This window comes from Marinifilum sp. N1E240 (assembly GCF_009295825.1).
In the GTDB taxonomy this organism is placed as follows: Bacteria; Bacteroidota; Bacteroidia; order Bacteroidales; family Marinifilaceae; genus Marinifilum_A; species Marinifilum_A sediminis.
This window is the reverse complement of sequence record NZ_WHKF01000010.1, coordinates 83,962-107,826: the sequence shown is the minus strand read 5'-3', so window position 1 is coordinate 107,826 and position 23,865 is coordinate 83,962. Positions and strand designations below refer to the sequence as shown.

The following is a 23,865-nucleotide window of genomic DNA, read 5'->3' as shown; positions in this document are numbered from 1 at the left end:
ATTACTGCTGTTTCTTACTGAAAAATGGAAATAGAATTTTTGTTACCAGTTTAAGCTTTCCTATTGAAAAAACCTTGAGAAAAAATAAGATCAATTTTAGTAAGATTAAGATGATTATGCCTTACCTCGATAAAAAAATAGGTGAATTATTAGTTGAGAAGTGAAAGTACAACCTACAACAAAAGTTAAAATTAAAGGGCGGTGACGCTCAACTTGGTAATGTAACAAAAACAATAAACGTAATACGGTTTTGATAAGGCGGAAGTTGTACATCACCCATAAAATTTTATAAAGACTGTCTAAGAAATAGATATATAAACAAACTGCCATTAACACAAATACAGAATAATATGAGATTTATTAGATTCTTAATTATCACATTACTTTTCAGCTTTATTTTTATTGAAGCTTATTGTCAGGTGAATTTGTCAAGTCATTCTCCGATTACTATCAAGTCAACTACCCTGGACACGATAAAATTGACAGATAAAATTAAGATCATTGACGTTTTATGGTTAAATGACACAATAAGAGTGAGTGTTTCGAATCAAGATGTAAAAACTGACACTTCAGTTGTAAAAAATGTAAATAACAAGGGCTATTTTGCTTCAAGAGGTTTCATTCTTTCAGATGAGTCGGTAATGCAAAATTGTTTTTCATACGCCTTGGAAAAATATTTTGAAAACAGTGAGACATATAGTCAAAACATCTTCAGAAAAACAACAAGCATTGATGGCAAATCGATAGAAAAAATACTGAATCATTCTTTTGTAAAGATTACTGAATTTACTACAAAACCCAGAAAGAATCTAAAACAAACGATTCCGAATGATGTTGTACTTGCTTTTGTTAACAATTTTGGATCGGTGATTCACACTGTATATTACCGTAATGAAAAATTTTACACAAAGAATGGAATGTTTACACCTGATACATTTAAATCATTAAATAAATTTATACAGAAGACCTATTGGGATACAAAAAAAATTATTGTTTATAGGATTGATGAAGATAAAATAAAAAGTACTTAGGCAATTTAGCACTAATCGCAAAAAAGAAACAATTGATAAGAATATCAGATGCATGGCAACATATAATATAGCCAATAAAACAAACAACATGATTAAAACTAATAAAGCAATAAAAATTCTATTTCTAATTCTGTTATGCAATGTTGCCTTTAGCACTCACCTATTTTCTGAGAACAAGTACAAAAGAAAAATATCCATCAGTGAATGGATTGCTGAGATGGAGAATTGCAAAGACAAACTATATTTATTAGAAGACACAGAAATATATTTCGATTACGCTAAAGATTCTTTGTATTCTTTTATCCACCCTAGAGGTATCAAACCTTCGGTTAGTGATAAAAAAAATGTAAAGACGATATTGCCAACAGTTATAATTCATCATTGCAAATTACCGGATAATTCAACCTGTCAAGTTAGAAATATAATTTTTCAGAATAATATCGCCTTTAGGCATTGTGAAGGTGCTGGTCAACTTATTCTTTACAATTGCACCTTTAATCAAGGGTTGGACTTGCATCAGTCAAATTTGGGAAGTTTAGAATTTTGGTATAGTTCTATATTGCAAAGAACTGTCGTTTGTGAATTACAAATTAATAATCTATCATTCAGAAACTGTTCGTTCTATACCGACTCTAAACGTGTACAAACTATACAACGTTACGGATTTGAAATAGAAAATCAAACTTATCAGTATTTATTCAGAATTCTACAGAGTGAAAAAAATATAGATAAATTTTATTTGAGCGAATGCGAAATATTGCCAACTGAAGTGAAGCCAATTATTACATTCATAGGTGGTAAATATGATGAAATTAGCTTTAAAGGGATTAATTTTTCAAATAGCATTGTGAACTTTTCTAAATGCTCAGTAAAGGAAAACCTTACTGTTAGCAAGTGTAAGTTTAACCTACCAATTGGGACTCGGAAATTTAATTTTCCAAAAGACAATACATCTTTTCATTGGAACCAATTGGATTCGGTAGGTCTAGGATTGTATGGGGATTATGCACTAGCTCCCAAAACCAATAAAACAGATTCTTTAATTTCGGATGTTGATCTTTATAATGAACTAAACAGCTCCTATCGAAAGTTTTTCTCGATGTACCGAACCCAGGGAGATATGGAATCGGCTAACGCTTGCTTTATACAAATGAAAGATATGGAGACCAGAAGATACCGCCATTTGTACCGAAACGATCCAAGCATTAAAACATGGTTCAATTGGCGTTTCAATCAATTTCTAAAATATTTTTCAGGATATGGGACTAATCCAGTACAATCATTGATTATTTCGATGTGGACCATTCTTATTTTCGCTGGCATGTACTTCTTTTGTTATAGTGAATGGGATTGTATAAACAGAACATTCCTGATTAAACAACATCGGAAAATAATGCAATATTTCCGCTCTGAGCAAAGGTTGGAAGATTTTTATATGGAGGATTATATTGAGGATTTAAAAGCTTTCGCCGATTATAAGAACGAAATGGTAGAGAGCAAGCTCGAATTACCAACTTTTATTATTTTGTTGGGTAAGCCCTTATATCTGTTCTCAATTATAAGACATAAACTACTATCGTTTACTTACCGAAGAACTGAAGTGCTTCAGGGGCGTTGGATAGATCTTAAGCCTGCGCGTAAAGTATTTGTAGGCTTAACTGTTTCCTTTTCTCTTCTAATTTATATTATTTATTTGGGATTTATTCGAGCGCTAAATGCCACAACACTTAGTGTTAATGCTTTTTCTACACTTGGTTTTGGGGCAATACCTGTAAAAGGAGCTTCGAGGTATATTACTATACTAGAAGGATTTTTAGGCTGGTTTCTGTTGAGTATTTTTAGTGTATCGTTAATAAGCCAAATGTTACAGAATTAAAAATAATTACTGACTATCACATTTTGTATATTCCATTAAGAGCATAAAAACAAAGAATGTCTGAATTGATATTAAAAATAGAAAGAATTATGCGTGCCTTTGTTCCTGAAGCAACGCCATACATTGATGTGGAAAAGAAGAATAGTATCTGGGAGGATTTTTCTTTAAAAAACAATGGTTCCTTTAAGATAGTAAGAAGCAGAGACCATACATTTAGTCGCTTGAGAATGGAGATTCCTTTGGCTAAATATACGGTCAAATTTGAGGAATCGGATACCCATCTTTTGAGAATTAAATGCGATATCGGATGCAAAGATTTTATGTTCTACATAAGTTTCGAAGATCTATTTGAAAAGATAATAAAGACCTTTAATAACAATGAAATTGAAATCGGAGACAAAGAATTTGACGACAAATACCTGATTACAACCAACGATGAAAGAAAAATGATGAAAATTTTGTCTGATCGGAAACTAAAAGATCTTTTGATAAAGAATGATGTATCCAATTTTCACTTAGATAATGGTGAGCTTTTTATTCTAGGTAATCGCCAATTGGATAGCATTGAAGAACTGAATGATATTCTGAAAATATTTAAAAATGTAATAAGTAAAATCTAACCTAAGCAGTATTTCTTCAACGAGATATTATACTGACTTAAGAGGAAACAGAAAAATATTTAAAATATGGCAAACGCACTGGATGATTTAATGGATGATGCAAAGAAAAAAGGATCGGAACTTTGGAGTAGTGTTAAAAGTTCGAGTAAGGAGAAACTGAAGAAAGGCATTCAAAACTTAAATGATGCACAACCAGATATTGAAGAAGCTGGATTTGTTCTGATTCGTTTAGATGTAGACATTGCTCTACTTCCCCGTTTATTTGCTCGTTTTAAACAAGTACACACGATTAGCGAGGAAGAACGAAAGGCAATTCTCGACAAGACCAAAAAGAATAAATTTCTGAACTTCATTTTGATTGGTCTGTTTAAGGCTGTTGACATTAAGGGTGAAGTGAAGATTGACAGCATGGATTTAGAGGAAATCGAACTGGAAATCGGTCTCACTCCTTCTGCCAAGTTGATATTCCGCAGAGAGGAACGATTAAAATTGATGGAGTAACACTTTTAGATTACTTGATAAGCAAGTTTGACAAAATCATAAAAAATAGATGAAAAAGCTTACTATCCTACTCATAGGATTATCTCTTACATTCTCGGTTTATTCACAAAGCAATAAGCAAATAGATTGGAATACTGACTTGAACTATATTGCAGATTCATTACCTAAAAAGCATTTCAATTTGTTCTCGGTAAAGAACCAGGAGGAATATCTTACAGGAATCGAGAATATTCGTAAAACCATAAGTTCTAAATCGGATTTCGAAATTGCAATAAGCCTACAACAATTGATAGCAGAATGTGGAGATTCACATACCAATATTAACTGGCGACAGTTGATTGATAAAAGACAAATATTACCACTAAACTTATACTGGTTTAAAAACGGCATTCATATCCTTAAAACATCTAAGGAAAACAAAGCCATTTTAGGACATCAATTACTAGCCATAAACAATGTTAAAATAGAACAAATTGTTGATAGTTTGAGTTCTTTAATTACGGTTGACAATCAAGCATGTGTAAAAAAAACTGTTCCTAATTTTATACCCTTGGTACAACTGCTAAGAAAGTTCGGCATTGTAAAAAGTGATAAAATTGAATTGAAACTGATGGGTGAAAATGGAAAGATTAGTTCCTGGAATATAAAACCAGTACTACCCAACAGAAACAATTCGATTGCATTCAAACCTGATTCAATTGCTCTCTGCTTTCGAGACACCAAAACCTATTTCTTAGATTACGATCAAAAAGAAGATGACATTTACTATGTGCAGTATAATAAATGCTCGAGCCGAGAATGGGAAAAGATGCGTGGTCGTAAGGACGCTGATACAAAGCCCTCCATAAATGAATTTGCTGTTAAAGTATTAAAAACATTGGATACTAAAAACGCGAGTAAATTTGTTTTCGATCTGCGATTTAATGGTGGTGGAAGTTCCCATCCGGGCACAAAACTCATTGAGAAAATTGCTTTGATTCAAAAGCAAGATCCTAAATTGAAAATATACGTTGTATTAGGCAGAAAAACTTTCTCGTCAGCTATTATTAATGCCATGGATTTTAAACGATTAAGCAATGCAATTTATTTGGGAGAAGAAACATCTGGGAAACCTAACCATTTTGGTGAGCTCTGGGATTTTACATTACCTAGCTCTGGTATCAAGGTTCTCTATTCTACTAAATACTTTAAAGAAACGGATGACCATGTAAACTCAATCATGTCCGACGAATTATTGGAAGTCAGTTTTGAGGATTTCAAAAATGGAATCGATCCGGTATATGAGTGGATCAAAAAACAATAGCTAATTATGAAGAAAACTGAAAAAATACTTGCTGCCATTTCCATTTTGGGAATTCTACTCAGCCTTAATCTTATACCTTATGGAGGTACTTTATCCATAATAAGCATGACTTGCCTGGCAATTTTATACATGTATTTAAGTTTTGCACTATTCAATGATATTCCCATAAAAGGCATCTTTAAAAAAGATAGCTACACTAAGATAAGTAAGCTAAGAGTTTTTGGGACTATTGTAACAGGGCTAGTTTTATCTGTCAGTATTATTGGAATTCTTTTTAAATCGCAATTATATCCTTATTCATCAATCCTATTAGCTGAAGGAGTTATCGGATTATTTATTGCGGCAATTGTTGCTTTCGTTCAGCTCAAAAGAAGCAAAGACAAATTCTATTTTAATATTCTAAAACGGATTGTAATCATTGGTATTTTGTCAATCATTTTCTATCTCATCCCGCGAGAAAAGATATTGGAAATAAGCTACAGAAATCATCCCGAATATGTTGAAGCCATTAAGAAAGCATGGACCAACCCAGACAATATGGCGCTATGGGATAAAGTGTATGAAGAAAGCTTGAAAATTCATAAATAAGTTCATCGCTTGCTTTTCGCAACTAAACTGCTAACCAGATAACAAACCTACTGAAATGAATTAAGTTAATGGAAATTACAATTAAAAAACAAAGTGCATCAATCGGCTATGACTTCTTAGTTCTCAAAAATGGTGAAGCCATTCTTTCAGCTGTTTCGGAGAAGCTATTTATTTTCTTCAAAATATCGATGTGGAAAACTGGAGAAAATAAAAAGCATATCACCATAAAGAATAAAAAGCTTGATTTTATCCTAAAGCCTTCTTATTGGATCTATTATCGAGGAGAGAAAATTAGATTCAAGACAAAATCGTATCACAAAAGACATTTCCAAATAGAATTGAATGATGATCTCTATGATATTTATGGGCATCACAAAAGTTGGAAATATAGTGTGTACAAAAACAATGTACAAGTTGCCTGGTGGGACAAACAAACACAAAAACATCAGGGACCTGACATATTTACAATACAAATGAATGATGATTGCAATATTGAGCTGATTACATCATTCTGCTTGATATTAGACGATCATATTGATATGGGAGCAATCTACAGAGGCGAGTTTTTTAATACAGATTTGAGTATGAATCTCGATTGGAAAATGTATGGTGAACTGAAATCATTCGATGAGAATTGGAGGGCAAAAACCCAGTGCAATCCATAAAATACATTTCCCTTATATGCACACTTAGCAAATAACCTTTAAAAACAACCATTTATAAAACAAAATCATGCCCCAGCAAAACTATCCAGGAGTACCCGATCGAGTAAAAGCAGTGATCTGCGATTCTATTGTAATGATAGGATTCATGTTTGCGGCTACTTACACCTTCGCACAGTTCGAAACTGTACCCGATGATGCCAGAATTATCGCCTTTATCTTCATATTTGGTTTGTACGATCCAATTTTCACCAGCTTGTTTGGAGGAACCATTGGTCACTTCCTTATTGGCATAAGGGTTAAGCGAGAGAGAAAGCCAGAGAAAAACATCATTTTTCCTTTTGCTCTAATTCGCTTTGTTGTTAAAGCAACACTGGGTTGGATTTCTTTATTAACAGTATCGAATAACCTAAAGAGAAAGGCAATTCATGATCACATGATTGGTTCGGTTGTGATATACTCTGATCCTAATGAACAAGAGGAGATAGAGCAAAAGTAGACAACTAATTTCTAACATATCCTAAACCGATTCGTATGAGTTCCAATAATTTTTTCCACAAAATTTACACGAAAAAAAGCACAGAAGAATTGCAAGCCATTGCGGTAAGTAAAGATTATGCAAGCGATGCAAAACTTTGTGCTATTACAGTTTTAAAGGAAAGAAATGAACCAATAGAAAATCTACTAGAAACCCAACAAAAACTAATTGAACAACGAGACCTGCGCTCGGGTTCAAAAATAGATAACAGAAGATATAAAACCGGAACTTCCAGATTGTTAGCACTTATTATTGACGGCATTATCCTTAGCCTCTTTGGCTGGTTTTTTAAATTGTTTAATGGTGTAGAATCCATTGTTCTTATCAACTTAATCAATCTGCTTGGTCTTATTACTCCCTATTTGTATCATATTTTATTTCACGGTGCCTGTGGTCAAACCATCGGTAAAATGGTAATGGACATTAAAGTCTATGATGTGTCGGAAACTAAAGTAATATCCTACAAACAAGCATTAATAAGAGATATTATTCCATTAAGTGCCCTGCTTGTACTGCATGGTTTATCCTACTTTACAACAATAAATTCAATTGGAATATTGATTTACATGTCAATCGTTATGTCATTGATTCTTGTATTTTGGTCGATACTTGAAATTATCACCATGCTTTTTAATAAAAAAAGAAGAGCCTTACACGATTTTATAGCTCGGACAGTAGTATTAAAAATGCATGAAAACAATTAAATTCTAAACCCAAGCCAACCTACTTATGAAAATCACCGAACAAAATCACCGCAGAGCCGAACTTAACAAAGTCATGACCGAAAACGATGAATTCTTTACCACATTTGGACAACTTGACAATGCGGTTTATGCTGAAGAAGCAATTCCTAAAAAGTACAAGGAGTTGACAGGATTGTCAATCTCCATTTTATCGAGATGCGAAGAGTGTATTTTGTATCACCTGCAAGGCTGTCTGGAACAAATGGCAAGCAAAAAAGAAATAATAGAAGCCATTAAATTAGGAGTAATTGCTGGCGGTTCTATTACTTATCCATCGGCACGGAATGCTTTTAAAATAATGAAGGAATTAAACATAGCATAACCATCAATTATCTATTAATGAGTTTTTTTTATAAAAGCTATTAATAACATATAAATACAATTAACCTAAACCTTTAAATTGAAAACTAAATTTTATGAAACGAATCTTACTATTGGTATTCACCACTACATTATTCTTTAATCTAAATGCCCAAATACAAAAGGGGTCAATAATAACCGGCGGTCACTTTAATTATAATAACACAGATCATTCAACTGACAACTCATCATTCAGTAATGGTCATAATTATAGTTCAAATAGTCTTACAATTTCTCCACGAATTGGATTTTTTACTTCTGAATCAACTTTGGTTGGTATAGGTTTGGTTTTTGAACACAGAGATTCGGAAAGCGAATCTTCTGGATATTATGGTACAAGTATAGATAAATTTAAGAGTAACCTTTTTCTAATCAACCCATACGTTACCAAATACAGTAAAATTAAAGATAAATTCTACTTTACTACAAGAGTGAACTTAATGGCAGGAATTGGTAAAGAAGATGACAATAAAGTATTCGAATTAAGGGTAAATGCAACGCCTGGACTAAGCTACTTTGTAAATGACAAGTGGGCCTTAACATGTAGTGTTGGTAATATATATTACAATTATAAAGAAGTTAAACTTGAAGACGATTCAAACAATAAAGTTAAAGATAAACAGTACGGAACCAATTTAGATTTTAACACCTTCACACTTGGATTCCAGTATGTGATTAATAAGAGATCGAGAGAATAAACTAGCTCAAATCTAACAGTTATAACTTAATTGTATGAAACGAATTTTACTACTATTGTTTGCATTTTCCTTAATGTCTAATCTAAATGCACAAATACAAAAAGGATCGATAATTATTGGTGGTGACTTAAACTATAATGGAAAGGATTATTCACAAAAGCCATCCCCCGTAGGAAATCTTACGATCAATAGAGAATCAAACAATTTGAAGATTGCACCACAAATTAGTTTTTTCGCCAGTGAATCAACACTTATTGGCTTGGGTTTGACTTTCGAGCACTCTGACTATAAAAATATACAACGAACAATTTATCAAGATGGAACGTCTGTTATTCACTCTGAAGAAATTACTTCTAAAGAAAAACGCAATCTATTTTTAATCAATCCATACGTTACCAAATACAGTAAATTAAAGGATAAATTTTACTTTACTACAAGAGTAAATCTAATGGTAGGATTTGGAAAACAAGATGATAGTAAATTGACTGAATTCAGAGTAAATGCTACTCCAGGTCTTGCTTATTTTGTTTCTAATAAATGGGCACTTACATGTAATGTTGGTCAAATATATTACAATAGAACTCGTTCTAAACTTGACATGGATAACTTCTCCAACAAAAGTATTAATGAGGATTACGGTATAAATGTGAAATTCAACTCATTCACCATAGGATTTCAATATGTAATGAATAAGAAATCAAAAAAATAATCAACATTTTCATTCCCCTTTTCAGAGGGGAATGAAAATCAAATTTAATCTTTTATAATTCCTAAATTCTTGATACTTTCACCTCTCATTTCATCCAATAGTTTTGTCTCTTTTTCGAAATTCTTCCACTGCTTGCTCAAATCCTCACTCAACATATAGGTTTCACATTCCTTAAACTGAACCATCACCGATTGAGGAATACATTTCTTATTCGCCCAATCGTAAAACTTTTGAAATTCAAGCACTACTTTTTGCTTGTAGGCTTCAGGCAAAGCTTTAGTATTGTAGTGAAGGGGACGATCGAGCATGTTAATGTACAAGCCATCTGCTTCTATAATTTGTTCCATCAGGCAGGTTTGATACAAAGCCGGTAAATTCTGTATTGATAACACGGATATGGTTGGCGCGATTACAAAACGTATGTGTTTGTGTGGTCGCAAGAGTTCTCTATTGACCTGGAACTTCTCCCAATTGAATCCTTTACGGATGTATTCTCCTAACTTTCCGTGAGCATCGATACTAGCCATAATCTCCACCACAGGAAAATGTTTCCAAAATTTCAAAACATCATACTCTCCCATTTTCAATTGTGAAAAATTGGTGTTGTATCGCAAATGAATCTTGGTAGCTTTATTCTTCACCAGCCAATCGAGTAATTGATAATGCTCTTTGGTTACCAAAGGTTCGCCTCCGGCAAAGTAGATCTCTTTAGCTTGCAATAAGACTTCACCAGTTTCAGATATAAATGTATCAAAATCAGTTATATTTTGTAACAAAGCGGTATCACCTAGGTTTCGTTTCATCTGTTTGGCTTCAGGAAACCATCCGGAGCTGGCACCATGCCAACAAGTACGGCAGGCAAAATTGCAGGCATTGGAAAAACGAATATCGAAATAAACAGGCAATTTGGGGTTGTTCTGTTCAAAATAATCATCATACTTTTCATGAGTTTCCTGACGGATACTCTTCCCTCCTGCCTCTTCCAATCTTTTACAAACACCACATCTGTTATCTACTTCACCATTCGAGAACTTTTCACGCAATTGCGTAATTGCTTCCCCATTCCATATCTCATCAAAAGATTGAATATTACAATCTCCGTAAGGAATATTGGCAACGCAACAAGCTTTAACTCTTCCGGCATTTCCAACATGGTAATGAAGCCATGGCATTAGGCAGTATGGTTTTGTTTTTGTCATGATGCAAAGTTAGAAAAAGCAACCAGCTGTCAGCAGATAGCTATAAGCTTTTCTTCCGTAAATCTTACTTTCTCATTAAAACTAAAAAAGGGAGACCAAAGCCTCCCCTTTAAATATATGATGTTGAAAATTAATCTGCCATTAACACCGATAAAGCAATACAGTAAAATTTCGATTTCTCACTTTCACTTCTCGACATTACCACAACTGGTTTTGTTGTTCCCTGAATCAATCCTCCCAATTCTCCACCTGCAAATAACATCAATCCTTTGTAAAAAGAATTACATGCTTCCAATGATGGGAAAATCAAACAGTCCGCTTCACCATTAATCGGTGTTGGAATTCCTTTGATCTCAACCGAAGCAGGATCACAAGCAAGGAAAACATCCAATGGTCCATCAACAATGCAATCTTTAATCTGTCCACGATCAGCCATTTTACAAATAATTGAATCATCTACAGATCCCTGAAAAGCAGGATTTGGTTTTTCAGTTGCTGATATCAAGGCAACCTTTGGTTTTTCTATGCCAAATTTCTGTGCCATTTTCACAGAATAGTTCACCATAGCAATCTTCTGGTTCAAATCAGGATATGGCAATACTGCAGTATCGGACACAAAAAGCAATTTATCGTATTTTGGTAAATCCAAAGCACAAACGTAGCTCATTACCGCTTTTGGAGGCAATAGTCCATATTCTTTGTTTAAAACCGCTTTCAAAAATTTATCAGTACCGACCAATCCTTTCATCACAACATCAACCTCATCGGCACGAGCCATACGAACAGCTTCTGTAGTTGCTGCCACATCATTTGGAATGTGAACAATGGTAAAAATATCAGGATTGATATTCTCTTCCTGAGCTTTAGCCCTAATTTCAGCCTCATCACCAATCATTACCGCTTCAACAAAACCTTCGTTGATAGCTTTGGCAATTGCACCAATAGTATTAGGATCCTGAGCATAAGCAACAGCAATTTTCTTTTTCTTTCCGCTTTCGCGAAGATGATCGACCATTTGGTCTAATGAACGAATTGGGGACATGTATTTATAATTTATTTGAATAGAGACGGACAGCCGTCCGTCTCCACTGGGATATATTATTTTGAAGCAACTAATGCTGCCAATGCGATAGAATACAATTTGGTTTTAACACTATCGCCACGTGATGAAAGAATTGCAGGACATTTTGCGCCAACAACCATAGCACCTAACTCAGCATTAGCTAATTTTGTATTGCATTTGTAGAATACATTACCCGATTCGATATTTGGGAAAACCAAGCAATCAGCATCACCTGCTACTTTAGAATCCAATTTCTTAATCTCAGCCGATTCTTTATCAATTGCTACATCAAGAGCCAAAGGTCCGTCAACATAAGCGCTTTTGATCTGACCACGATCAGCCATTTTAGAAATAATAGCAGCATCAACACATGCATCCATTTTAGGCAATACTTGTTCCGATGCAGCAACCAAAGCAACTTTAGGAGTCTCGATACCTAATGACTTAGCAACATTTACTACATAGTTGGTTAAGGCAATTTTCTGATTCAAATCAGGCTGAGGAATAACAGCAACATCGCTACATACCAATAATTTGTGATAGTTCGGATTCTCCATTACGGTTACGTGACTCAACACAGCTTTTGGAGGCATCAAACCTTTTTCTTTGTTAAGGATAGCTTTCATATACTTGTCAGTACTAACCAATCCCTTCATGATCATATCACCTTCGCCATTATTGATCAATTCTACCGCTTTTTGTGCAGCTTTCAATTCATTAGGCTCATGAACAATCGTAAATTTGTTTGCATCGATATTGTGATCTGCACAAGTTTTCTCAATTGTATCTTTATCACCAACTAAAACACCAGCAACAATACCTGCCTCTACTGCATTGTTTACTGCTTCGATAGTGTGTGCATCATTCGCATAAGCTGCTACCAAACGCTTTTTGTCGTTACTTTTAAGAACGTCAATGATTTGCTCCAAACGTGTAATCATCCTTTATATTTGTTTAAGTGATTGTTTTGCGGATTAAGTATCCATATTTAAGTTGTAAGGCAAAAATAAGAAATAATTACGAATCACATAAAAAGCTCTTATTAAACTTTCGATTTTCCAGACAATAAAGGGAAATGATAACAATGTGAAATTTACACACAAATAAAAAATCAAAATTAATTTATACTCTCATTCATAACTAAAGTAAATGATCAAATATAATAACTTACCATTTTTTAAGTGGTATAGAGAAGTAAAATGAAGTGCCTTTATCTTTAACACTGCTAACGCGAATTTGTCCACCATTCATTTCAACAAATTCCTTACTCAACATCAAACCAAAACCGGTTCCTGTTTCATTGGCAGTTCCTTCGCTTGTAAAAATAGAATCAATTTTAAACAATTGTTTCACCTGTTTTTCCGACATTCCAACCCCCTGGTCTTTCACCTGAACAATAGCAAATTTATCTTTTTTCATTGCCCGTAGCACAATATTTTGTCCAGGAAAGGAGAACTTTATAGCATTGGATATCAAATTTCTGATACAAGTATCAACCATAGATTTATCAGCATCAACCAATATGCTCTCGAAATCTCCCTTAATGTGAATATCCTTTAATGAGGCTAAAATCTGATGTGATTCCAAATTGTTTTGCAAAACCGTTGCCAAATCGAACTCAACTTTATTCAGTTTGAAATTTCCTTTTTGCACATTCGCCCATTCCAACAAACTTTCCAAGAGTTTAAATGTATCATCGGAAGATTTATGAATCATTTCAAGAAGTTCCTTCTTCTCTTCATCGCTCAGCATGTCGCCATCATGTAGCAACATCTTAGAAAATCCCCGAATGGCATTAAATGGGTTTCTTAAATCGTGACCAATAATCGATAAAAATCTATCTTTCGCCTTATTGGCAAGTAACAAACTCTGGTTGGCATCCTGCAACTGAACCGTACGTTCAGAAACTTCTTTCTCTAATATTGCCATGTGCTGCTTTGCACGTTGCTTACTATATGCATTTGTAGCAAACACCAACAATAGTATCACTATCAACTCTGACAATAATGTATACCATCTCAAGTACCAAACCTGATTAACTTTTAAAGGAATAATCCGATGATCACTCCAAGCATAATTTCCTTCATGCTTACAACGAATACAAATTTGATAATCTCCAGGTTCCAAATCAGATACAATTACTTGATTTTTACCAGACAGTTCTTTCCAATCGGTAATTTTTGCCTCTCCTTTAAGAATACAATACTGAAATTGATTTTGTTTCTGAGGATAAATCGTAGCCGTTACATCCAATAACAACATAGCGCCGGTAGTTACCTCTAATTGTGTATTAGGATAAATAAACTGTGTTTCCTCCTTTGCAACGTGTACAATAGGTTTTGGCGTTTCGGGAATAGAATCACTAACATGCGCGTAAGCTAATCCGTTTGAAGTACCAACCCAAAGGTACCCTTTATCATCAACCAATAAATTTCCAATAGTAAAAGTTTTAGATGGTAACCCCTGATCAGGAGTAAACAGAGAAATATCATCTTTACGCTTACGAATTACACCTTTACTGGTTGTTATCCAAAGTGCATTGTACTGATCAACAGCAATTGCATTAATTTCACCCCGATTGATATCTCCAAGATCAATTTCTTCTATTTTAGAATCGTAGTACTTAAATAAACCTGAAGAACTTCCAATATAAATGGTATCCTTAACTGGTTCTAGATCACGAATCCAAAAATCACCTGTTATCTTAATCGGTAACTCTTTACTAATGTTCTCAAAACTATCAGTTTCTCGGTTATAGCTATACAAATAAGAGTGTTCGTACTCACCACCAACAAAAAGTATATTATTTTTGTGAAAACAAATATCCTGAACAATACGTCTATCATTGAATTGATCGAGATAGGAATGAATGGTTTCTTCATCTAAATTAACCTTAAAAAGCTCTTTATCAGAAACAATCCAAACCTCACTGGATGTTTCATACTCTATATCGGTAATCGCCTGATTGCTAATAGTAAGTGTTTTTACAAAGGTACTATCCTGAAATAAATGCAATTCTCCACTTTCCGTACCAATTAGCATATAATCACCATAATTCTGAAATACATTGAGTGAACCTTCAATCTCAAAATCCTGAATTTGTACTCTCTGATCATCTATTACTTTATACAAATGACTTCTTCCTGCACAAACGATCTCGCCTTTGGTATTTTTTCTAATACTTGCTACATATTCTGAATTTGCCGTTAAAAACTGTGAAGTAAAAAACTTTTTCTCCATCACTATGGCTCCCGAATTGGTTGCCACCCAAAATTTTCCAAAATCATCCTTAAATAAGCCATTAATTGTAAAATAAGGAAATCCACTCACAGGATAAAAACGATGCTCATCACTCAATTCTATTTCCACTAATCCTTGAAACCAGGTACCCGCCAGAATGCGATTTTCACTTATTCGTTCGAAGCATGAGGCAAGAATGTCTTTTGAAATTACTTCGTTATGAACCACTCTACCATTAAAATCAAAAATAATTTTCACAATTCCTTTCGAAGTGCCGAGTAAAAATTCATTAGCACCAATTTTAAATGAAGAGTGAACTAGAAATTCCGGTTTAAAAATGGATTCCTTAAATGAATTAGTCTTACTTTCATATTTATAAAAAAAACCTTTTTGAGAAACAACAATTAAATTCCCATTATCACATTCTAAAAATTGAAATGATCTGGCATAAGAACTTGTTAGGTTCTTTTCATCCATGGTGTATTTTTCAATAGTTCCACCATTTAGTCTAAATATATGATTGTAATCAGTTATCCAAATCCTATTTTCATGATCTTCAAATGCATGTTTTGGATATTTTGGTGCAGAAGGATCAAAATTACATTCTATTATTAATTCTATATCATTTTTCTCAAATGATGGATTAACCTGATATATCGCATCATCGGAAACAGCCAATAATTTACCACTATTCAGCTTAAATAATTCCTTAAAATATTGTGATTTACCTTCAGGTAATTCGAATTGATTAAATTGATCATTGATTAATGAATATACACCTCCATCCGTAGCAAAATAATAAATACCCAAAGAATCCTGACTCGTTGACTTGACCAGTTCTTCATTTAATTTGTTCTGCTTATTGTATTCGTGAAAACGAAAATTTGTACGCTGAGCAACAGATGAAAATCCGATTAAGACGAATAAGGCAAAAAGTGGTAAATATTTGTGCGTTGTTAGGAATTTAAGCATATACAGGTTTCTTTTATCTCCTTTCGGTGATGAGTCTTTGCAACTAAACGATTTTATTATGATTTTGTTTCACGAAACATCCGTAAAATCAACAAAAGAGTAATAATTATCAATGTTTGCTTTGCTCAAAGCAACTACTTGTTTGCTTCTATTTTTTCACAGGCACTGATGCTATACAAAAAAAGCCTGGCTTAAAAACCAGGCTTCTCACAATTATATTGAAGTTATACTATTTCAACTCACTCACAATTCTTTGAGTATCAGAAGCAATAACCAACTCTTCGTTCGTAGTTACTACCATTGCTTTAACTTTTGAACCTTCCTTAGAAATAACCATGTCTTTACCACGTAAACCATCGTTAACTTCAGTATCAAAATCAAGTCCTAAGTATCCGAAATCTTTTGCAATCTTCTCACGAGAAACTGAATCATTTTCACCAATACCACCTGTAAAGATAACCAAATCAACACCGCCCATTGAAGCAGAGTAGGATCCAACAAATCTCTTTACACGGTATGCGAACATATCCAATGCCAATTGAGCTCTTTCGTTACCACCTTCAGCAGCAATTTCCAAATCTCTCATATCAGAAGAAATACCAGAAATACCAGCTAAACCTGATTGCTTGTTAATCAATTTATTTGTCTCCTCGATTGAAAGGTTTTTCTTCTCAGCAATATAAAGAAGAGCGCCCAAGTCAAGGTTACCGGTACGAGTACCCATCAACAAACCTTCGTTTGGAGTAAAACCCATTGAAGTTTCGATAGACTTACCACCATCAACAGCACAAACAGAAGCACCGTTTCCTAAATGACAGCTAACAATCTTCTTATCTTCGATATTCCATCCTAGCAATTCACATGCTTTATTAGCAACAAATTTGTGAGATGTTCCGTGGAAACCATACTTACGAACTCTGTATTTCTCATAGCAATCGTATGGCAATCCGTACATGAACGCCTCAGCAGGAAGAGTTTGGTGGAATGACGTATCGAAAACTGCAACTTGCTTCAATCCTGGCAATAGCTTTTCGATAGATAAAATTCCCTCTAAGTTTGCAGGATTGTGAAGTGGAGCCAATTCGCAACAAGCAGCAATGTTCTCTTTTGCTTTCTCGTCGATCAATGCGCTATCCTTAAAGAACTCACCACCATGAGCCACACGGTGACCAGCTGCATTAATTTCTTTCAAATCGGCAATTACGCCATGCTCAGGATTTACCAATGCCTCCAATACCAAATTGATACCTACGCTATGATTTGGAATATCCTGCACCAATTCAAATTTTGCTTTCCCCTCTGGTTTGTGAGTCAATACACCTTCTTTAAGACCAATTCTCTCAACAAGACCTTTTGCCAACAATGTAGCTTCCTCACCCATGCTTAACAACTGATACTTTAAGGAAGAGCTACCACAATTAAAAACTAGAACGTTCATCGTTATTTTTGTTTATTATTTAGTTTTGATTTTTTCTTACATACCTGCAGCTTGGTTTGCCGTAATTGCAACCAAGTTTACAATATCACTTACAGAACAACCTCTTGACAAATCGTTAATTGGAGCAGCCATACCCTGTAATACAGGACCTACAGCTTCAGCACCAGCCAAACGTTGTACCAATTTGTATGAAATGTTACCTACCTCTAAAGTTGGGAATACCAATACGTTTGCTTTACCTGCAACCTCACTGTTAGGAGCTTTTTTAGCACCAATTGCCTCAACAATTGCTGCATCTGCTTGCATTTCACCATCAATTTGAAATTCAGGAGCCATTTCTTTAGCTAAACGAGTTGCTTCAACAACTTTATCAACCATTTCGTGTTTTCCCGATCCCATTGTTGAGAAGCTAAGCATTGCAACTCTAGGTTCCATTTCAGCAATTGCCTTAGTTGTTTTTGCTGTAGCAACTGCAATCTCAGCCAACTCGCTAGCTGTTGGGTTTGGATGAACAGCACAGTCAGCAAATACCATCATACCATCGTTACCATAGTTCTTATCTTTCAAAATCATAATGAAAGCACCAGAAACTACAGAAATACCAGGCATTGTTTTCACAATCTGAAATGCTGGACGTAATACATCACCGGTAGCATTTAATGCTCCTGCAACTTCACCATCAGCATCACCTGCTTTAATCATTAAGGTTGCCAAATAAAGAGGATCCTGGATTACTTCCATTGCCTTCTCCATTGTCATTCCCTTCTTCTTTCTTAATTCAACCAAAATTTCAGCATACGCTTCCATTTTGTCATGACTTTTAGGATCGACAATTGTTGCTTTGTCAATATTTTTCAATCCTAAACGAGTAGCTTCACTCTTAACTTCTTCTGGAGCTCCAATTAAAATAATTTGAGCAATTCCTTCTTCTAAAAGAATATCAGTCGCTTGTAAAGTTCTCTCCTCTGTTCCTTCTGGAAGAACAATAGTTTTGTTGTGCAATTTGGCGTTCGCCTTAATTTTCTGCAATAAGTCCATTGGTGGTCAATATATTAATCCGTTTTGTAATCTCGACATTGCAAATTTAGGAATAAAACGTAAACTTTAGATTTCTAAATTCATAATTTTTGTCAGTTTTTAGGTCAAACAATTAATAAATATTCATTCTTGATAAGATTAAATATTAAAATAAAAATGTAATTTCATTTGATGTAAAACTAAATCACACACATACACTCAAAAACACAGCAATTACATATGAACTCGTCCAATTTAAATGATAAATTTCAGCAATTACAAAATCGAATCTCTGGTGAAGTATTAAGGGATCAGAGCAGCAGGTTAATTTACTCAACGGATGCTTCAGCTTATAAAGTGATGCCTTTAGCTGTTGTATATCCTAAAGATGAGTCCGATATTAAGCATTTAATTCAATTTGCTAACAAGGAAAAGTTATCGTTGATTCCAAGAGCTGCGGGAACTTCACTTGCCGGACAAGTTGTAGGAAATGGAATTGTAGTTGATATCTCGAAGTATTTTACCAATATCATTGAATTAAATACCGAAGAAAAATGGGTTAGAGTTCAACCTGGAGTAATTTTAGATGAGCTCAATCTTTATTTAAAGGAGTACAATCTATTTTTTGGACCTGAGACCTCAACAAGTGGAAGATGTATGTTAGGTGGAATGCTTGGAAACAATTCCTGTGGTTCTCATTCTATAATATATGGTAGTACGCGTGATCATACGCAGGAAGTAACAGCCTATTTAAGTGATGGATCAAAAACGGTTTTTAGTCCTTTAAACAATGAGGAATTTGCACTAAAGTGTAATGCAAAATCAGGAATTGAAGCAAATGTCTACAATAATATAAGAGATTTACTTTCAAATAAGGATAATCAGGAAGCCATACGAAAAGAATATCCTGATCCAGCAATTAAAAGAAGAAATACAGGATATGCCATTGATCTTTTATTGGAATCAGAACCATTTACTCCCAATACCGAAGATTTTAATTTTAGTAAATTATTGGCAGGATCAGAAGGAACTTTGGCATTCACTACCGAAATTAAATTGAACCTTGTACCGGCTCCACCTAAAGAGAAAGCATTGATTTGTGCTCATTTTGAAAGTTTAGAAGAATCCATAAAAGGCAATCTTATAGCTTTAAAATACAAACCTGGTGCAGTGGAATTAATGGATGATCAAATCCTAAAACTAACCGAAGGCAATATCACACAAGCAAAAAACAGGTTCTTTTTAAAGGATAAGCCAGGCGCACTACTTATTATTGAGTTTGCAAGAGAAAGTATGGATGAAATTGAATCCATTGCAAATAAAATGGAAACCGAATTTAAAAGTAACAATTTGGGTTATCATTTTCCTCTTGTCACAGGATCAGAGAACATAGCCAGAGTTTGGGATTTGCGAAAGTCAGCATTGGGAGTTCTCTCTAACATGCAAGGAGATGCCAAACCAGTTTCCTTAATAGAAGATACTTCGGTTACCCCTGAGGTTTTATACGATTATATTACTGATTTTAAGGAATTGATGAAAAAGCATGAAATAAGTTGCGTCTTTCATGCTCACATTGGTAGTGGTGAAATTCATTTACGACCCGTTTTAAATTTAAAGGATAAGATCGATCAGGAAAAATTTCATGCAATTGGTTTGGATTCAGCCAAATTAGTAAAGAAATACAAAGGCTCTTTAAGTGGTGAACATGGCGATGGAAGATTACGCGGTGAATTCATTCCGGTAATGATAGGCGAACAGAACTATCAACTTTTACGTGAAATTAAGCAGGCTTGGGATCCTAACAATATTTTCAATCCGGGTAAGATTGTGGATACACCCAAAATGAATACTCACCTGCGCTACGAGCCAAACCAAATTACAAAAGAGATAGACACCTATTTCGATTTCTCAGCAGATATGGGAATTGTTCGTGCAACAGAACGTTGCAATGGTTCCGGAGATTGTCGAAATACTCATATTACAGGTAAAGCTCTTTGTCCGAGTTACCAGGCTAGCTTAGATGAAAAATTAAGCACCAGAGCAAGAGCCAATTTGTTCCGTGAATTCCTCACCAACTCCGACAAAAAAAATCCTTTTAATCACAAAGAGCTTTATGATATTTTGGATATGTGTTTATCCTGCAAAGCGTGTAAGTCTGAATGTCCTTCGAATGTAGATATGGCAAAACTAAAAGCCGAATTCTTACAACAATATTACGATTCTAATCCCATTCCTTTACGCAGTAAATTAATTGCAAACATCAGTAAAATAAATAAACTTGGAAGTTATGCCCCTACTCTTTTCAATTTTGTAAACCAACATCCTGTAATAGGCAACTTAGTGAAAAGTAACTTAGGATTTGCCAAAGAAAGAAGCATTCCTAAATTGCACAAAACAACTCTTAAAAAATGGCACAATAAAAAGTACCCCTCTCAATCTCCCCTGAAAGGGAGACTTTCATCCCAGAATAAAGTTAAGACAGTATATTTATTTGCTGATGAGTTTACCAATTACAACGACACTCCAATAGGAATCAAAACAGTTCAACTTTTAAATAAACTTGGCTATGAAGTTGTAATACCTAAGCATGCAGAAAGCGGAAGAACTTATCTGTCGAAAGGATTGGTTAAAAAAGCCAAGTTTTTGGCAATTAAAAATGTCACACTACTTAAAGATTTGATAACTGATAAAACACCATTAATAGGAATTGAACCGTCTGCCACTCTCACTTTCAGAGATGAATACATCGATTTGGTTCCAGATAACTTAAGAGAGTATGCAAAACAACTTGCCTCAAATACTTTTATGATAGAAGAATTTCTACAGAAGGAAATGCAAAAAGGAAACATTAAAAAAGATCAGTTTACCGATAAAGAAAAACAAGTAAAATTTCATGCACATTGCTATCAAAAATCATTGGCATCTTCTGCTCCAATAAAAGAAATACTCAATTTTCCTGAAAACTATTCTGCTATTGAAATACAATCGGGATGTTGTGGAATGGCAGGATCATTCGGATATGAAAAAGAACATTACGATTTAAGTAAAAAAGTTGGTGAACTGATTCTTCTTCCGGAAGTAAGACAAACTCCACAATCCATTATAATTGCTGCATCCGGCACCTCCTGTCGTCATCAAATTAAAGATGAAGCAGATCGTGATGCAATGCATCCTGTTGAAATTTTATTTGAAGCGTTGGAATAAAACCTATAGTTAGAACAAGTTTGTAATGGATGAAAGGCATTTAGAATCATCCTTGTGCAATAAAAACTTCTAATGATTGGAGAATTCCTTACTACCTGAATAAAATCTTTTATCAGTACAATAAAATGGAATACAAGTAAGAAAAATACTCTAAAAGTGAAGGGAAATCCTTCCCAAGTAAGAGAAAATCAGACAAGAATGGAGGAAAAAGGCAAAAAGCCGGGGAAAACACAAAAAAGCGACAGAAAGTCACACAGAGGTACGGGGAATTACTAAAAAGCTAGGGGGAACTGCTCAAAAGTGATAGAAAGACTGAAAAAATGAACTGAAGAACAGATTTTTAAAATGAAAAACCTTATAAAAATAACAATTTAATTCACCTCTATTTGGGAAGTAAGTTCTTTAATGAGATAACCGTTGCAAACTCTTCATGTAAACTTGCCAAAGCAGTATCATGAATCAATTGTGCTGCATATTTTTCACCATTCACTCCTACTTTATCAAAAGTTGCGATGGCATCTTCAATCAAGTAAGTTTCGTATCCAAAATTACCAGCCATTCGTGTTGTGGTTGAAATGCAGTGGTCTGTTGTTAAACCGACAATCACCAATCTCTTTATCCCCTTATCATCGAGTTGCTGTTTCAAATTCGTTCCAATAAATGCAGAATTTACATTCTTTTTAATGATTGGTTCTCCAGTCTTTGGCTGAGTCAACTCCAAAAATTCATTGCCGGGATTGCCGGGTGCTAAAGGTGATTCAGGAGTTGTTGAACAATGTTGTACGTGATACAAAGGCAAACTTTTCAATCTCCAAATTTCCAATAATTTGGCAGCATTATCCTCTGCATCAACATTGTTTCTCCCACCACCCCAATATTCAATATCCTCAAATCCTTGCTGAAGGTCGATCAAAAGAAGAGCCGTTGTATTATCAATAGTTAGTTTCATAGGATTCTCATTAATATGGACTGAAAAGATACCCAAAAGTTAATTAATTATCAGAAAAAACTGATTATTCCCAAAACTTATAAAAATGTTTTACTGCTCCGTGTCCTTGTCCTATTTCATAATCAGCACCAGCTTTTATTGCTTCATTAATATATCTTTTTGCTTGTAAAGCTGCTGATTGCAAATCATATCCCCTTGCTAAAAAAGCGGCAAAAGCAGATGACATGGTACAACCTGTTCCGTGAGTATTTACTGAATCTATTTTGTTAGATTTCATTTCCAATCTCTCTTGATTTTCAAAATCGTAAAATACATCGATTAACTCAGAACTATTCATATGTCCAGCTTTCAGTAAAACAGATACCTTGTATTCATTAGCTAGTTCTTTTGCACAGTTCAAAACATCAGCGTGCGATTTTATCTTCGAACCACTCAACACTTCAACTTCAGGAATATTTGGAGTTATCACTCTTACTTTAGGAATTAAATCATTTTTCAACGCATCAATTGCCTCATTTTTCAACAATGCATCACCTGATGTAGCAAGCATTACCGGATCAAGAACTACATTTCGAACTTCATACCTGCTAAGTATTTTACTTACTCTACGAATTATATCCGAAGAATGCAACATCCCGATTTTTATGGCATCAGCACCGATATCCGATAAAACTGATTCGATTTGTTCTTCCAAAATATTTCCTGGAATTGGAAATACATTACTTACGCCTAAGGTATTCTGAACAGTTATAGCTGTAATTGCCGTAGTAGTAAAACATCCACAAGCCGAAATGGTTTTAATATCAGCCTGAATTCCGGCGCCGCCTCCAGAATCACTTCCTGCAATACTTAGAACTGTCTTGTATTTTTTCATTTCTTTATTTTTTCATGTTACAATCAGCTGTAACTTACCATACGTTAAAAATCCTTCTTGTGTGTGAGTTAATAGTTATTTATTATTAGACAATTCACACTTAAATTTTAGCATAAAAAAACCGCTTCGTACAAAACGAAACGGTTCAATCTATATTATATTTATTCTATCATATGAATCGTTTCCCTACGCTACAATTATGCAGATCAGGTAAAGGGTAAAATCTCAGCCTGAATAACAATTCAAGCACTCCTAACGGAGAAACAAAGATAAAATTATT

General features: G+C 34.3%; 21 protein-coding genes and 1 riboswitch. Of the genes, 13 read left to right on the top strand and 8 right to left on the bottom strand.

What is annotated here, in order from left to right; translation table 11 throughout:
• Positions 1–350 precede the first annotated feature (350 nt).
• The 12 genes from GCQ56_RS18025 to GCQ56_RS17970 all read left to right on the top strand — a co-directional run bounded on the left by GCQ56_RS18025 (position 351) and on the right by GCQ56_RS17970 (position 9,629).
• On the top strand, positions 351–1,031 hold the full coding sequence (locus GCQ56_RS18025; RefSeq protein WP_152735930.1) for a hypothetical protein: 681 nt from the start codon (positions 351–353) through the stop codon (positions 1,029–1,031).
• A 52-nt stretch (positions 1,032–1,083) separates the two neighbouring features.
• Positions 1,084–2,907, top strand: a complete 1,824-nt coding sequence (locus tag GCQ56_RS18020) for a hypothetical protein (RefSeq protein WP_227006110.1) — start codon at positions 1,084–1,086, stop codon at positions 2,905–2,907.
• Between the two features lie 56 nt (positions 2,908–2,963).
• Positions 2,964–3,527, top strand: a complete 564-nt coding sequence (locus GCQ56_RS18015; RefSeq protein WP_152735928.1) for a hypothetical protein — start codon at positions 2,964–2,966, stop codon at positions 3,525–3,527.
• A 66-nt stretch (positions 3,528–3,593) separates the two neighbouring features.
• On the top strand, positions 3,594–4,028 hold the full coding sequence (locus GCQ56_RS18010) for a hypothetical protein (RefSeq protein ID WP_152735927.1): 435 nt from the start codon (positions 3,594–3,596) through the stop codon (positions 4,026–4,028).
• Between the two features lie 49 nt (positions 4,029–4,077).
• Positions 4,078–5,331, top strand: a complete 1,254-nt coding sequence (locus tag GCQ56_RS18005) for a S41 family peptidase (protein ID WP_152735926.1) — start codon at positions 4,078–4,080, stop codon at positions 5,329–5,331.
• A 6-nt stretch (positions 5,332–5,337) separates the two neighbouring features.
• Entirely contained in the window at positions 5,338–5,919 is a 582-nt protein-coding gene (locus tag GCQ56_RS18000) for a hypothetical protein (protein ID WP_152735925.1), read from the top strand.
• Between the two features lie 68 nt (positions 5,920–5,987).
• Positions 5,988–6,584: a hypothetical protein gene (locus GCQ56_RS17995; protein WP_152735924.1), complete on the top strand. Its 597-nt coding sequence runs from the start codon at positions 5,988–5,990 to the stop codon at positions 6,582–6,584.
• A 67-nt stretch (positions 6,585–6,651) separates the two neighbouring features.
• On the top strand, positions 6,652–7,080 hold the full coding sequence (locus GCQ56_RS17990) for an RDD family protein (protein WP_152735923.1): 429 nt from the start codon (positions 6,652–6,654) through the stop codon (positions 7,078–7,080).
• A gap of 35 nt (positions 7,081–7,115) precedes the next feature.
• Positions 7,116–7,823: an RDD family protein gene (locus GCQ56_RS17985; protein WP_152735922.1), complete on the top strand. Its 708-nt coding sequence runs from the start codon at positions 7,116–7,118 to the stop codon at positions 7,821–7,823.
• A gap of 25 nt (positions 7,824–7,848) precedes the next feature.
• A complete protein-coding gene (locus GCQ56_RS17980; RefSeq protein WP_152735921.1) occupies positions 7,849–8,184 on the top strand; it encodes a carboxymuconolactone decarboxylase family protein in 336 nt (111 codons plus the stop codon).
• A 94-nt stretch (positions 8,185–8,278) separates the two neighbouring features.
• Positions 8,279–8,920, top strand: a complete 642-nt coding sequence (locus GCQ56_RS17975; RefSeq protein ID WP_152735920.1) for a hypothetical protein — start codon at positions 8,279–8,281, stop codon at positions 8,918–8,920.
• Positions 8,921–8,954: 34 nt separating this feature from the next.
• Entirely contained in the window at positions 8,955–9,629 is a 675-nt protein-coding gene (locus tag GCQ56_RS17970; RefSeq protein ID WP_152735919.1) for a hypothetical protein, read from the top strand.
• A gap of 44 nt (positions 9,630–9,673) precedes the next feature.
• Here the strand turns inward: GCQ56_RS17970 and GCQ56_RS17965 are convergent, their stop codons facing one another.
• The 6 genes from GCQ56_RS17965 to pta form a co-directional block, all read right to left on the bottom strand.
• Positions 9,674–10,828, bottom strand: a complete 1,155-nt coding sequence (locus GCQ56_RS17965; protein WP_152735918.1) for a twitch domain-containing radical SAM protein — start codon at positions 10,826–10,828, stop codon at positions 9,674–9,676.
• Positions 10,829–10,958: 130 nt separating this feature from the next.
• Positions 10,959–11,870 (bottom strand): phosphate acyltransferase, encoded by a 912-nt coding sequence (locus GCQ56_RS17960; protein ID WP_152735917.1) that lies wholly within the window; start codon positions 11,868–11,870, stop codon positions 10,959–10,961.
• A gap of 56 nt (positions 11,871–11,926) precedes the next feature.
• Complete coding sequence (locus GCQ56_RS17955; protein WP_152735916.1) at positions 11,927–12,832, bottom strand: bifunctional enoyl-CoA hydratase/phosphate acetyltransferase; 906 nt, start codon at positions 12,830–12,832, stop codon at positions 11,927–11,929.
• Between the two features lie 226 nt (positions 12,833–13,058).
• Positions 13,059–16,103: an ATP-binding protein gene (locus tag GCQ56_RS17950; protein WP_152735915.1), complete on the bottom strand. Its 3,045-nt coding sequence runs from the start codon at positions 16,101–16,103 to the stop codon at positions 13,059–13,061.
• Between the two features lie 229 nt (positions 16,104–16,332).
• The gene (locus GCQ56_RS17945) at positions 16,333–17,541 is read right to left on the bottom strand and encodes an acetate/propionate family kinase (protein WP_152735914.1); all 1,209 of its coding nucleotides are present in this window, start codon (positions 17,539–17,541) and stop codon (positions 16,333–16,335) included.
• Positions 17,542–17,577: 36 nt separating this feature from the next.
• A complete protein-coding gene (gene pta, locus GCQ56_RS17940; RefSeq protein WP_152735913.1) occupies positions 17,578–18,579 on the bottom strand; it encodes a phosphate acetyltransferase in 1,002 nt (333 codons plus the stop codon).
• A gap of 219 nt (positions 18,580–18,798) precedes the next feature.
• Here pta and GCQ56_RS17935 point away from each other — a divergent pair, with 219 nt between their 5' ends.
• Positions 18,799–21,762, top strand: coding sequence for an FAD-binding and (Fe-S)-binding domain-containing protein (locus tag GCQ56_RS17935; protein ID WP_152735912.1), 2,964 nt, complete (start codon positions 18,799–18,801; stop codon positions 21,760–21,762).
• A 382-nt stretch (positions 21,763–22,144) separates the two neighbouring features.
• Here GCQ56_RS17935 and GCQ56_RS17930 read toward each other — a convergent pair whose 3' ends face one another.
• Positions 22,145–22,711 (bottom strand): cysteine hydrolase family protein, encoded by a 567-nt coding sequence (locus GCQ56_RS17930; RefSeq protein WP_152735911.1) that lies wholly within the window; start codon positions 22,709–22,711, stop codon positions 22,145–22,147.
• Positions 22,712–22,775: 64 nt separating this feature from the next.
• Positions 22,776–23,585 (bottom strand): bifunctional hydroxymethylpyrimidine kinase/phosphomethylpyrimidine kinase, encoded by an 810-nt coding sequence (gene thiD / locus GCQ56_RS17925; RefSeq protein ID WP_152735910.1) that lies wholly within the window; start codon positions 23,583–23,585, stop codon positions 22,776–22,778.
• A gap of 166 nt (positions 23,586–23,751) precedes the next feature.
• Positions 23,752–23,849: riboswitch (TPP riboswitch) on the bottom strand.
• Positions 23,850–23,865 lie beyond the last annotated feature (16 nt).